The organism is Candidatus Nitrospira salsa (genome assembly GCF_965152625.1).
Genome location: NZ_CBCUCO010000005.1, coordinates 142,355 through 155,585, shown reverse-complemented (window position 1 = coordinate 155,585; position 13,231 = coordinate 142,355). Strand labels below are relative to the sequence as shown.

Genomic DNA, 13,231 nt, shown 5'->3' with positions numbered 1-13,231 from the left:
CATGAGGCGCAGCTCTAACTTTATTTAGTTTTTCGCAAGTAAGTTGATTCGACCTGTTTTTTTATTGCCTTCCCTTGGGTGACAAAATGATTCCATCATAGATGAGCTTATTAGGGGGAGAGAGGTAGAGTCTAGAATCATACAATCAATGCTGGAGAGTATGCGCAATGACAATCCTATAGCCGTTCAATTGTTCCAGAATGTGTAAGTCTAATAATGCAAGAGGCTGATTTTCTGATTTCTTCAAGAGGTATTTTCCCTCCACCCAATTTAAAAAACACTTTCTGGTTTGGGTCATATGAAAATGATTGTTTTTCGGTAGGCATGGTTTCTAGGAACTTCTGCCTTGCAAATGATTGTCTCGACCATTGGAGGCCGAAGAATCGGCCAAATGTCTGGGTTGAAGAGTCTTGATGTGCTTGGATGCAGTGAGAGTACTTTTCCTCGACCAGCTTATTTCTTTGAGCAATCTCTGTTCCGAATACATTTTTCTGGATTTGTAGTTCATCAATGGTGGATGCAATTTGGTTTACAGAAAACGCACTCATTGCTATGCCCGCCACTATTGCACTTGTTTGAAACAACCAGATGTGTGATTTATTATGTCTAAATGCGGATTCAATGCTGAGTATCGCTATGACAAGTGTTATTCCGGATAAACCAAAAGATGGGATGAGATAACGTAACGATTGAGGATGTTTAGCTACGATGCCGAGCGCCAAAAAGTGAATGACAATGAGCCAAAGCAAAAGGAAGGAATGTTTATGTAACTCGCGGAGTCCTCGAAAGTTGATTAGATATGCAAAGATGGTGAGTGCAATGATGATCAGATACATCGGTTGAGCGAGTACAACTTCACCCAAGTCTGACAGATACTTTTGTGGGGCGATTACCGTTCGTTTTCCTTGCCCGTAGATGCCAGAGCCCATGACAAGATTAAATATCCATCGAAGAAAAGAATAATAAATTTTCGGATATAACAAAAACACCGACGTGAAAACAAATGCTCCCCCAATCAAATAGCGCACATATAACTTCAATGTTGAAATTGAGCGAAACAATGCGATAGGCATGAATAAAATGGGGAAAAAGGTTAGTTTTGTCGCAATCCCAAGTCCAGCTATCCAGCCAAACGCTTTGACTAGTTTGGGATCATCTGTTGCCTGATTCGAATTCATGGTGAATCCTATTAGGCATGTCAATATTGTTGATACAAATATAAGGAGTGGCTCCGGTGTCACTCGTCCTAAGGATGTAACTGTAATAGGAAATAGCAATGGGGATGCTTGCACCAAAATTCCCAACTCCACCCTGTTGGTTTTCTGAAAAAAAACAACTCCAGCAGCGAATAATGCAATAATGTTCAGGGCAATGAGTGCGTTGCTAATGGAAAACAAATATATTTCTGGGTTTTGGATCACAGCCTTCATAATCTCTATGGAGCTTTCAAACGGGTGGATGAACTTAATGACTAATGCCCCTAATAACTGAACTGGAGTTCCTGGATGATCAACGTAGGCTGGAGAGAGAAAGTCTATAATGTTGAGGCTATTAAAAAGGTATGCGTAGTCAGGGTCATAATTTAGAAGAAAGTATGGTGTTGTGACATTTCTAACTTGAACTGCAATAAATGCTGTGCATAGCGGGATGATGAGCAATATAAAATACTTAATCAATAGCTTGTGATAATTGATTATCCCCATAGTCATGCGCCACAGACTTACATTGACTACTTGTCCTCAACAAGAAACGAAGTTCTGAGATATTTTGGGGAACCAAAGGAAGCGATGGTGTGGTCTCAGGGTGTTAGTAATGGGATGTTGCCTTAGAACTGCATGAGAGTCAACAGATTTTCATAAATATTCGATCAGTGGCCTTTTCGACAGAATTCCTGAGGTGAGAGTTTTCCTATTTACGAACTACTTTTACTCTGCTTCATAACCGACATAATTGTTTTGTCCCAAATATGTGTAATTCTTTATCGAGCTGAAGGCAGTATTTTCTTTCTCTTCTTAATGTTTTTGTGCGGTGCGAATGGAATATTCTGTATTGTCCTATGTGCACAAAAAAGGTACATTAGATTTATTGCCGCCAAAGAGTCAGTTGAGGTCTGGGTTGGTCATGATCGCCCCAACCAGGGCAAGTTTAGAACGAACAGTACATCCATTCTATAGACGAGACATAGGTAGAAAAGAGCGCGTTTTCCTTGACCATCCTTCATATCATTCCAAGTTTTGCCCCAGCGTGGTCATATGGTGGTTCTGTGCAATCTGCCTACTTTCTTTGTATGGAGTTAGCAAGAAATGGAAATTTGGTTCGGGTCCTTACAACAAATTCTAATGGCTTAGGAAAAGACTTAACGATTACCCCTGACTGTGAACATGAACTCCTCAAGCGATTACAGGTCAGATATTGTCGTCGTCTGCTTCGTCATTCGATCTCTTTCAGTTTTCTGAAGGCACTGCCTTCGTACCTTCGTCAAGCTCAAGTTGTACACTTAACTGGCGTGTATTCTTTTCCCACTCTTCCGGTACTTTTTCTCTGTCAACAATGGGGTATTCCAGTCGTCTGGTCTCCAAGGGGGGGCTTTCAACGATGGAGTGGTTCTCGCCGTGTATGGCTGAAGTCTGGATGGGAAATCTTTTGCAAGATACTTCTTCCGAAAAATCTTACTTTGCATTTGACATCTGATGGTGAGGCAACCGAAAGTCTAGAGAAGTTTCCTGGTGTTTCGACGAGTGTAATTCCAAATGGTGTAGAAATCCCTGAGGCACTACATCATACGAAAGAAAATGGCGTTTTACGTTTGTTGTATTTAGGCCGTTTGGATAAAAAGAAAGGTATTGAAAATTTATTGCTTGCCTGTCATCGACTTAAAGAGAAGCAACAACAAAGCTTCAAGTTAACCATAGCCGGGGAGGGATTGGAATCTTATGCTCTTTCGCTGCGAAAACTAGCTAGCGCGCATGGTCTCAACCCCCATGTCAAGTTTGTTGGTCATGTAGACAACAAACAGAAGCGAAGTTTGTTTGAACAGACTGATTTAACCATCGTACCATCGTATACGGAAAACTTTGGAATAGTGGTGGCTGAGTCTCTTTCTTATGGGATTCCGGTAGTAGCTAGTACGGGAACTCCATGGAAACGTATGGAAGAAATTGGCTGTGGCTTATGGGTTAGTAATGATCCCGATTCGTTATCCCAAGCACTCGCTCATATGTCCAGTATGAATTTGCCTGAAATGGGGCTTCGAGGTCGACTATGGATGGAACAGGAATTCTCCTGGGGTGCTATTGCAAAAAGAATGGGCGATTTATACGAGCGGCATATAAGTGCGTGAGGGAATGAAGTAAAGGGTTGTATCTCTCAATTTGTGTATTCGTATTTTACCGTTTGCTTGTAGGCAACGTGTCTCTCCTCTAAGCGGTATGTACGAGTGCTTTTACTGAATGTTAGATTGACGCTACTGGTAGCGGATTTGTGAGCTATAAAATGGCCATTGAGTAAGATAGTCTGGGCCTTTTTCTGCGAGAGTGAATATTTACGAAAGCAGGAAATATGAAGGTGTGCATTGTGTCATCCTGTGGGGGGCATTTGACTGAAGTACGTGCTTTGCAATCTGTGTATCAGGTGTATGACCACTTTTATGTCTTAAATGACAAGGTGAGTTTACCTGACGATATGGAGGGGAAAACCTATTTCATCATGCACTCTGAACGCGATTGGAAGTTCTTCTGGAACCTTTGGGAAGCGTGGCGTATTCTTCGCTTAGAGCGCCCAAGGGTTTTGTTAAGTACTGGCGCTGGTCCGATTGTGCCTTTCTCTATCATTGGCAAAGCACTCCGGATTCCTATCATTTTCGTTGAAACGTTCACTCGGGTTTCCTATCCGTCTTTGACGGGTCGCATTATGTATCTGTTGGCCGATCGTTTTTTTTATCAGTGGAAATCCCTTGCGCAGTTTTTTCCCAAGGGAGTGTATTGTGGGCCACTTGTATGATTTTCGTAACGGTGGGAAATGCGCTCCAAGGATTTCCTCGATTATTGGAGGCTGTAGAACGTGAGGCTAAACAAGGTATCTTAAGCGGTGAAGACATACTGTTTCAATGCGGTCATACTAATGGGTTTTTTTCGGAAACCGGCCGACTCGTTTCTTTTCTCCCACTTGAAGAATTTGAGGGTAATATCCAGCAGGCCGAACTCGTCATAGCTCATGCTGGAGCAGGAACCTTAATTCATGTATTTCGTGCGGGAAAGGTTCCCTTGGTGATGCCTAGGCAGAAGCGATATGGAGAACATGTGGATGATCATCAATTGGAGTTCGTCGAAGCACTTGCTGCCCAGGGACGAGTCTTGTCAGTGTTAGACTCTGATGGACTAGGAAGCGTCATTGAATGTGCTAGGATACGGACTAAAAAAACAGATCCCCTCATTGTTGAAAGTGGATTGCATCTCATCAGTGATGCCATAAAGGAAGTAATACATTGCCCATGATCATTTTGGGATTAAATGCCTATCACGGCGATGCGGCAGCTTGTGTGGTTATTGATGGAAAACTTGTGGCTGCGGTTGAGGAAGAACGATTTCGAAGGATAAAGCATTGGGCTGGGATGCCCACCTGTGCGATTCGATACTGTTTGGACGCCGCCCAAGTTAGTATTCATGAGATAGACCATCTTGCAATCAACCGCAATCCTAATGCCAATCTGTTTAAGAAGGCGCTCTTTGCTTTCTCAAAACGTCCAAGTTTTTCTGCGATCAAAGATCGTCTAAAAAATGCATCAAAAGTTCAAGATCTTCGGGTGGTGTTAGCTGAAGCATTTGAGACAGAAACAGAACGTTTAACGTTTTCTATACATCAGATTGAACATCATCGTGCTCATCTTGCTTCTACTTTTTATGTATCTCCCTTCGATACCGCAGCTGTTGCTTCAGTGGATGGATTTGGCGATTTTTCGAGCACCATGGTTGGGATTGGGGAAGGGGAGAAGATAAAGGTATATGAGCAGGTCATGTTTCCGCATTCGTTAGGGTTGTTTTACTTGGCTATGACCCAGTTTTTAGGATTTCCGAATTACGGAGATGAATATAAGGTCATGGGACTAGCTGCAAGTGGTCATCCTGAGTATCTACCGGCGCTTCAAGAGGTCCTTCAACTGGAAAGCCATGGTAGCTTTTCGTTGAACCTTGATTATTTCTTGCACCATTCCGAGGGAGTATCAATGTCTTGGGAGAGTGGTGCTCCGGTCATTGGTAAAGTGTTTTCAGATCAATGGGAAAGGCTCCTAGGCCCTGCCCGTCAACATGGAGGCGAAACTCTTGGTGATCGCCATGCGAATTTGGCTGCATCACTTCAGGCAATGTACGAAAAGGCTTTTTTTCATATTCTTGACGATTTGCATAAACGAACAGGTCAAAGTCAATTATGTTTAGCCGGAGGCTGTGCGCTAAATAGCGTTGCGAATGGTCAAATTTCTTCTCGATCTAAGTTTGCACATGTGTATATTCCTCCTTCTGCCGGAGATTCTGGTGGTGCTATAGGAGCCGCGTTTTCAGTGTGGCATGAGGTTTGTGGCCAGCCACGTTCGTTTGTTTTAAACCGTCCTGATTGGGGTCCAGAATTTGATCATGCTGAAATTCAGCAACAGGTTCAAAAATACGAACGTGCCTTACTTGATGCCAATTGTGTGGTGATACCTATCCAAGGTGAACGAGAGCGGTGCCTATGGACTGCGAAACGGATTTCAGAGGGCAAGGTTGTTGGTTGGTTTCAAGGGCGAATGGAATGGGGCGCCAGGGCCTTAGGGCATCGAAGTATTTTAGCTGATCCAAGACGTGGGGATATGAAGGATATTTTGAATGCACGGATTAAACGAAGAGAAGAGTTTCGACCATTTGCCCCGTCAATATTATATGAAGCAGTCGATCAGTTCTTTGAGCAGTCGTCTCCTTCTCCGTTTATGACCATGACTTTTCGTGTGAAGCCGGATAAGCGTGTGATTATCCCTGCTCCAACACATGTGGACGGAACGGGTCGTCTTCAGACTGTGACTCAAGATCAAAATCCGTTGTACTGGCAATTGCTTAAGACGTTTGAAGGGCTCACAGGTGTTCCCGTACTATTAAATACGTCTTTCAATGAAAATGAGCCAATTGTTTGTACTCCAGAACAGGCATTAGATTGCTTTTTGAGAACGAAGATGGACGTCTTAGTTGTCGGGGCATTTGCCATTGAGGTTCAACCTCTCCAGTGAGTAATAGTCCGCATATCGTCTTTTTGAACCGCTGTTATCCTCCAGAAGTTGGCGCTACAGGCAAGATTCTTAAGAGGCTGGCTGAGGAACTCAGTGCCCGTTTTCGTGTGACACTTCTTGTTGGGCGTCCTGCCTTGCCAAGTAAAGATCGATCGTTTTGGGGGTGGAGCGTCTCTTCACAGGAGGGGGCTGTAACCGTAGAACGTATAGGAACAACAGCATTTGAACATACGTGTCTGATTGGTCGAATCATAAACTATCTGACTTACCTTCTTTTGGCTATGGTTAGAGTTTTCACGATTCGACCAACACCTGCAATAATCATTGCTATGACAGATCCACCGCTTACCTGTGTCATCGGTGCTTTGGCCGTAATGATCAAAAGCTGCAGATTTGTGTATAGCGTTCAAGATCTTCACCCAGATATGGCCTTGGCTTCAGGAATGGTGAAGCCAGGATTGGTCGTATCGGCGTGGCATTGGGTCCATATTTGGGCTATGAAAAAAGCCCATGTTGTCATTGTATTAGGTGAAGATATGCGGGATCGAGTGGTAGCAAAGGGGATTAATCCTGAGCGTGTTGTTGTGATTCGGCATGGTGCTGACCCAAGGGAGTCTCCTCTATCAAACGGACACCCGCTTGTAAGGGAAATACGTAATGGCTTCTCATTCGTTGTGGTGTACTCTGGGAATTTTGGATTTGCTGGTGCATGGGAAGTTCTTATCGAATCGGCTCGTCAACTGACAGGACAAGATGTCAGGTTTGTATTTGTTGGAGAAGGAAGTTTTCAGTCGAAGCTCAAGAGTTTAGCGGCTGGACTTTCGAATGTCCTATTTTTGCCGTATTGCTCGCATGAAGATTTTCCTTATCTGTTAGCAGCTGGGGATCTGCACATTGTGACAATAAGAACTGGACTAGAGGGACTGGTTGTCCCGAGTAAGCTGTATCCTCTTTTAGTTGCCGGATGTCCCGTTCTGGCGATAGCGCCACAAGGAAGTGATGTCGCGAGGATGATTCGACAGCACCAATTTGGTTTATTTGCTGACTCAACAAGCACTGACGCGGTTGTTGAATCCATCTTATATCTGAAAGATCACCCTTGCGAACTGAAGAAGATGGGCCAGCGTGCTGCTAAACTTGGTACTGTGTATAGTCACTCAAGGATGGCGGGAAAATTTTGTAATATTCTGGAAGGTTTCTGTAGCTGAGCGATTTGAGAAAAAATATTGTTGGATGTTGTTCAGATTTTTGAAAAACATGTACAGATAAGAGAATCGAGAACCACATCAATTTTTCTGTCATGCAATAACTGTTCTTGCAAAAATAAGCCGATATATATTATAAATAGATTATACTATACCTTATAAATACTTCATATTTACTTCTGCAGTCGTAACGGCTTTAGATCCAGTTAGGTTCACCATCGTTTCCCTTTCTTTTCCTGCTCGGTATTTAAAGTGGCTTTCTGAAAAACCGGTGGTTTACTCCAACTGTCCTAAGGAGGGGTAATGGAGCTTTTAGGCCTTCTTTTTTTTACGGTTGCAGCAGTCACATCTCTGCTACTGACGCCTGTCATTGCAATCATTGCAAAGAGATTTGGTGTTGTTGATCATCCAAGTGGAAGGAAAGTTCATTCGAGCCCTGTTCCTCGTCTTGGTGGGGTTAGTATTGTCTGTTCCGTAATCATTACTTTATGCGTTGTATTCGTACTGGCTTCTCAGGGGCATTTGACGATCCCCTTAGCATCAGTGTGGATGCCTTTTGTCGTGGGGAGCGTGATCGTTTTTGTCGTAGGACTATGGGACGATATCAAGCCCCTACCAGTTTGGGTTAAGTTTGGGTTTCAAAGCACTGCTGCGTTAGTGGCTATTGCATGGGGAATACGATTTGACCGAATCTCGTTCTTAGGTGAAACTGGATTAGATATCGGGTATTTGGCTTTTCCGTTAACATTTCTGTGGATTATCGGAATTACAAATGCATTTAATTTAGTCGATGGGCTTGATGGACTTTCTGCTGGTTTGGCAAGTATCGCTGCTGGGACAAGTGCCGCAGTTTTTATTTTGCGAGGAGATCAGAGTGAAGCCATACTTCTCATAATCATTGTAGGTGCTTTGTGTGGATTCCTTCGATATAATTTTTACCCGGCCAAAATATTTTTAGGCGATTCAGGAAGTTTAGTCATTGGTTATGTTCTTGCTCTAACCGCAATTACTGGCTCCCAAAAGGGTGTGACTGCATTAGCCATACTGTTTCCGCTCTTAGTATTTGGATTGCCGATTGCTGATACGCTTATTTCCATGATTAGGCGTTACCTGGGAACCCTTCACGTCCTTAATCCATATAAAAGCACGATCAAACAGAAAATTTCTTCACTCCAGTGGATGTTTGAACCTGATCGAGACCACATTCATCATCGATTGTTGGCTGTTGGGTTTTCACATCGTGGAGCCGTCCTAACTCTCTATGGACTTGCATTATTGCTATCATCTTTAGGGTTTTTGACGGTGTTGGCAAATGGACGAAATGCTGGCCTTGTTCTTGCTTTAGTTGCACTGGCGACTTATATCGGAATTTCAAAGCTAGGATATACTGAGTTACGTTTTGTTCAGGCAGAACAATTCATGCGGCTTTATGACAGGATGGGGCTACATAAGTCCTTCTTTTTAGGTTTTTTTGACATCTTCATTGTAAGTTTTTCTTTTTGGGTTGCGTTCGTTTTGAAGTATGAACCGCAGTTAAATCCAGAGTTTTTTCTCTGGTTCAAGTCTCTTTTCCCAATAGTCTTGGGTCTTCAGTTTGGGGTGTTCTACGTCTTTGGCTTGTATCGTGGTGTGTGGCGAGCACTCAGTACCGGTGATCTCTTACGGATAATTTTAGCCGCTGGTGCGGCCGTAGTCTTGTCTTCAATTGTTGCGTTAGTGATTCTTCCACCTGCAGGAATAATTGGTTTTTTCTTTAATGATTTTTTGATACTCAGCGCGTTGATTGTTTGCTCGCGCAGTACATATAGAATCTTAGACTACTTTCGCTTCGAACAGGATGAGTCAAGGCGTCCTGCACTAATTTATGGTGCAGGTAAAGGTGGCCAGCTTATTCAGCGTGAGTTAAATCAAAATTTTGATTTAGGGTTTCGGGCTATTGGGTTCATTGATGATGCAGCTTCATATCTGGGCTGTACCGTAAACCGTCTTCCAGTCCTTGGAACAGTCGATGAATTAGAAGTCATCCTCTCCAGACATTCTCAATGTGTTCTGATTCTTGGTTCCACACATATTTCGTTGGAGCGAATTCGGTATGTTCGGGATGTTTGTGGTAAGCGAGGAATCCCTGTGTATGTTGGTCAGATGAAATTAACCCCATTAGAAATTAAATGCAGCAACGTTAGTGTTGGAAGCCAAAGTGATAAACGAACGCCAGTTGAAGAACGTGGCGATGTTCGTGGTTTTGAAAAAGAACCCTCCATGCCGTTTTTGTAATTTCTCCCAATTTATTGTTCAAACCTTTCTTGTTAAAACTTTCTCTCTTCTGGATAATGCTGACATTTTTTTGCCTTCAGTGTCTTTAGTTTCTCCATCAGATGTTACTTCTTTTTGTATCTAAAAAATTCATGTATCCCTAATAGAGGGTTTCACGGTTAAATCGACCTGAGAGCCAACGACTCCTAAAAATCAGCCATGGTTTCTCGATGGAATATACGACTAGGGTCGCTCCGGCGACGGCACTGCTGATTAAAATGAAGAAAAGAAAGTGGAACTCGAGGCGCCACTGTGCATGATTGATTACAAAGGCGATAAACATCGCTATTGGGCCATGAACAAGGAAAAGAGGATAGCTGAGATATCCAAGAAAACGTGGTAGATTTCCTAACCTAGAATAGCAAGACGTTTTCTCATTCGCTTGGATAATCATCATGGAAAAAATAATCGCTAAGATCAGAAACCAAAATTTCTGAGTTACCCAGCCAAACGCGTAACCGCTTAAGATGAGGATAAGGAATAGAGGCCATACAGAACAAATGTTCCGAACCATCGTCTGATTGACTAATGAATGGTAGTGTTGATAGACCAGTACTCCGATAAGCCAAGGGAGACCATAGTAAAATATAAGAGACAGCGGATATGCTGTATTCGTCAGTAGAAGGTATCCAACGTAAAAAATAACGGCAGAGAGTAGTGTTGCCTGGGGCATAGATATGCTGCCACGAGCGAGTTGGATTTGTCGTCTGAATATTCCCCAATAAATATAGTAAAAGACTTCATGGGTTATTGTGTACGATGAGGCGAATGATCCGAAGGCGGCAGTCAATAATCCAGCACCTTGAAGAAAGAATACTTGCGTAATAACACCTTCGAACGATATATATTTTGTCCAATATGCTGGTCTGTACTCTGATTGAAACATAATGAGTTCAAATATGATTGTTATAAATATGACGGTGTAATAAAGAGGGGCTAGTCGTGTGAATCTAGCCGTAGCATAGTTTCTTAGGAAATGCTGCGTTGATGTATTCTGGCAAGACCGTTCAATGCAGAAGCCACTTATCACAAAAAACCCTATCACCCACTGAAACCCGAAACAGGCGCGAATAGATTCCTCCAGTGATAAAATGACAGGTTGACTGGAGGTTTTTGCGATATCGTAAGTATGCCCTATTGCTATGAATAGGGCGAAGATTCCACGCATGAAGTCAATGGCTGAAATAACCTTGTCTGGGATGTCTGTATGGTTGCCCATCGATGATGTCTATGTTTGGCGAGTCGGAGGTGGCCTCCGTGACCGAGAGCATGAGCTAAGCAGCACAGTGTGAATATAGCTGTGGTAATGATTTGCTGTGATAATATCTCTACCTTATAACACGTAACAGTTTTGTGGTCCTCCTGAAAGTGGCCATAGACTTTTTCTGAACCGGTTTTGAGGAATATTGATGTTTATTTCACGTGCGTGCCTGGTAGGATGTCTTCCTTGATCGTGATGATTCCCCCAACCTCTTTGTCCCCTGCCGCCAGCACCATTCCCTGAGATTCCACCCCCATCAAATTGGCGGGTTTTAGATTGGCCACGACCACAATCGTTTGTCCGACCAGGTGATCGGGTTCGTATTTTTTGCCAATTCCCGCTACAATTTGCCTTCGCTCGCTTCCGAGGTCTACTTGAAGTTTTAAAAGTTTATTGGATTTTGGCACTCGCTCGGCTTCAAGAACTTTCCCTACTTTAAGCTGGACTTTCATGAAGTCTTCAATGGAGATTTGTTCTTCTGTTGGAGTCTCTGGCGAATTTTTGCTTGTCTCTTCATTTGAACTTTTTGAGGACTTCTGTTTAGCGGGGTTCACTTCCTGACTGATCACGTTCTTCTCATTTTTCACCGTTGTTACGTCAATTCTTGGGAATAGGGCTTGGCCTTTTTGGACCGTTGTTCCAATGGCGAGGTCTCCCCAGGTAATTTTTTGAGAGAGGAGTGGACGGGAGAAGTCTAATGATAATCTTAATTGTTCATTCATATGCTGGGCCGTGCTTGGCATAAAGGCGGCGTTAGCAAGACACAAAATTCGTAAGGTCTCAGCGGCATTGTACAAGACCGTATGCAGACGTTCTTGTTTGGCAGGGTCTTTGGCTAACACCCAGGGGGCGGTCTTATCAATATATTGATTCCCTAATTGAACAAGTCCCCAAATACTTTCTAGAGCGCGATTAAATTCAATCCGTTCAGGACTCAAATGGTGGGGGAGCGTGGTTTGAAGAAGGGTTTGGGCTTCGGTTTGTAATTCTCGATCAAGTTCATCTTCGGTTGAACGAACCGGCGCAGGTATGGTGCTGTTGGCAAAACGTTGAATGAGTGTCACCGTTCGGCTGAGCAGATTCCCTAACCCGTTGGCGAGGTCACTATTATTTCGACCAATCAGAGCCTCTTGCGAGTAATCGCCGTCTTGGCCAAACGGAACTTCGCGAAGGAGGAAATACCGAAAAGCATCGACACCAAATTCATCCACGACGGAATTGGGATTGACAACGTTTCCACGGCTTTTTGACATTTTTTCGCCACCCACGGTCCACCAGCCATGTGCAAAGATGGTTTGAGGAAGCGGAAGCTCAAGGGCCATGAGCATCGTGGACCAATAGACGGCATGAGTCGTCAAGATATCTTTGCCCACCAGGTGAACTGTCGCTGGCCAATATCGATCTCTGGAAGGAGATGGTGGTAGATAGTCCAAGGCAGAAACATAATTCGTCAAGGCGTCAAACCATACGTATGTGACATAGTCAGCATCGAAGGGAAGTTCGATACCCCAAGTCAGGCGAGATTTTGGTCTGGAAATTGAGAGGTCTTCCAAGGGTTTTTCAAGAAACCCAAGGATTTCATTGCGTCGAGAGACTGGTCGAATAAACTCAGGATGATCGTTGATATGGGCTTTGAGACGATCTTGATACTGACTCATTCTGAAGAAGTAATTGCTCTCGCTTAATTGTTCGACCGGACGTTTACAGTCCGGACACAGTCCGCCCTCAACATCTTTCTCAGTCCAAAATCGTTCGTCGAACGTACAGTACCACCCGGTGTATTCGGCTCGGTAAATAAGGTCCTTGTCATACAGCGTCTGAAGAAAACCTTGAACAACGGTTTGATGTTGTGGGTCTGTTGTTCGAATGAACCCGTCATGACTCATCATGAGTTTTCCCCACAAGTTTTTGAATTGTGGGGTCAGCCGGTCACAGTGGGCTTGCGGAGAAATATTGGCTTTGGCCGCAGCCTGCTGGACTTTTTGTCCATGTTCATCAAGGCCGGTGAGGAAAAAGACGTCATCGCCATGTAAACGGCGAAATCTCGCGAGGACATCAGCCGCAATCGTGGTGTAGGCATGTCCAATATGGGGAACATCATTTACGTAATAAATCGGAGTGGTGATATAAAATGGTTGTGTCATAATAAGTGTATTGAGGCGGTATCGCGTACGATGCGTACTGTGGATTACTGTTGTC

9 protein-coding genes are annotated in these 13,231 nt (G+C 43.7%); 6 read left to right on the top strand and 3 right to left on the bottom strand.

Going from position 1 to position 13,231, the window contains the following annotated elements:
- Positions 1 to 176 precede the first annotated feature (176 nt).
- Complete coding sequence (locus ACWQXP_RS21215; RefSeq protein ID WP_454064883.1) at positions 177 to 1,703, bottom strand: hypothetical protein; 1,527 nt, start codon at positions 1,701 to 1,703, stop codon at positions 177 to 179.
- Between the two features lie 503 nt (positions 1,704 to 2,206).
- Here ACWQXP_RS21215 and ACWQXP_RS21210 point away from each other — a divergent pair.
- The 6 genes from ACWQXP_RS21210 to ACWQXP_RS21185 all read left to right on the top strand — a co-directional run bounded on the left by ACWQXP_RS21210 (position 2,207) and on the right by ACWQXP_RS21185 (position 9,732).
- Positions 2,207 to 3,340 carry a glycosyltransferase gene (locus ACWQXP_RS21210; RefSeq protein ID WP_454064882.1) on the top strand — a complete coding sequence of 378 codons (1,134 nt, stop codon included), beginning with the start codon at positions 2,207 to 2,209 and terminating at the stop codon, positions 3,338 to 3,340.
- 218 nt (positions 3,341 to 3,558) lie between these two features.
- On the top strand, positions 3,559 to 3,999 hold the full coding sequence (gene pssD / locus ACWQXP_RS21205; protein ID WP_454064881.1) for a PssD/Cps14F family polysaccharide biosynthesis glycosyltransferase: 441 nt from the start codon (positions 3,559 to 3,561) through the stop codon (positions 3,997 to 3,999).
- Positions 3,996 to 4,493, top strand: a complete 498-nt coding sequence (locus ACWQXP_RS21200) for a glycosyltransferase (protein WP_454064880.1) — start codon at positions 3,996 to 3,998, stop codon at positions 4,491 to 4,493. Before pssD ends, ACWQXP_RS21200 begins: the two co-directional genes overlap by 4 nt.
- Positions 4,490 to 6,253: a carbamoyltransferase family protein gene (locus ACWQXP_RS21195; RefSeq protein ID WP_454065161.1), complete on the top strand. Its 1,764-nt coding sequence runs from the start codon at positions 4,490 to 4,492 to the stop codon at positions 6,251 to 6,253. Before ACWQXP_RS21200 ends, ACWQXP_RS21195 begins: the two co-directional genes overlap by 4 nt.
- A complete protein-coding gene (locus ACWQXP_RS21190) occupies positions 6,250 to 7,461 on the top strand; it encodes a glycosyltransferase family 4 protein (RefSeq protein ID WP_454064879.1) in 1,212 nt (403 codons plus the stop codon). Before ACWQXP_RS21195 ends, ACWQXP_RS21190 begins: the two co-directional genes overlap by 4 nt.
- A 300-nt stretch (positions 7,462 to 7,761) precedes the next feature.
- On the top strand, positions 7,762 to 9,732 hold the full coding sequence (locus ACWQXP_RS21185; RefSeq protein ID WP_454064878.1) for a hypothetical protein: 1,971 nt from the start codon (positions 7,762 to 7,764) through the stop codon (positions 9,730 to 9,732).
- A 139-nt stretch (positions 9,733 to 9,871) separates the two neighbouring features.
- On the opposite strand, the gene ACWQXP_RS21180 is transcribed toward ACWQXP_RS21185, so the two are convergent.
- Positions 9,872 to 10,990, bottom strand: a complete 1,119-nt coding sequence (locus tag ACWQXP_RS21180) for an acyltransferase family protein (RefSeq protein ID WP_454064877.1) — start codon at positions 10,988 to 10,990, stop codon at positions 9,872 to 9,874.
- A gap of 194 nt (positions 10,991 to 11,184) precedes the next feature.
- Positions 11,185 to 13,176 carry a methionine--tRNA ligase gene (gene metG / locus ACWQXP_RS21175; RefSeq protein WP_454064876.1) on the bottom strand — a complete coding sequence of 664 codons (1,992 nt, stop codon included), beginning with the start codon at positions 13,174 to 13,176 and terminating at the stop codon, positions 11,185 to 11,187.
- Between the last annotated feature and the right edge of the window lie 55 nt (positions 13,177 to 13,231).

Coding starts and splice junctions, on each gene's coding strand:
- ACWQXP_RS21215 (WP_454064883.1), bottom strand. CDS start 1,703: ATGGGGATAATCAATTATCACAAGCTATTGATTAAGTATTTTATATTG.
- pssD (WP_454064881.1), top strand. CDS start 3,559: ATGAAGGTGTGCATTGTGTCATCCTGTGGGGGGCATTTGACTGAAGTA.
- ACWQXP_RS21200 (WP_454064880.1), top strand. CDS start 3,996: ATGATTTTCGTAACGGTGGGAAATGCGCTCCAAGGATTTCCTCGATTA.
- ACWQXP_RS21195 (WP_454065161.1), top strand. CDS start 4,490: ATGATCATTTTGGGATTAAATGCCTATCACGGCGATGCGGCAGCTTGT.
- ACWQXP_RS21185 (WP_454064878.1), top strand. CDS start 7,762: ATGGAGCTTTTAGGCCTTCTTTTTTTTACGGTTGCAGCAGTCACATCT.
- ACWQXP_RS21180 (WP_454064877.1), bottom strand. CDS start 10,990: ATGGGCAACCATACAGACATCCCAGACAAGGTTATTTCAGCCATTGAC.
- metG (WP_454064876.1), bottom strand. CDS start 13,176: ATGACACAACCATTTTATATCACCACTCCGATTTATTACGTAAATGAT.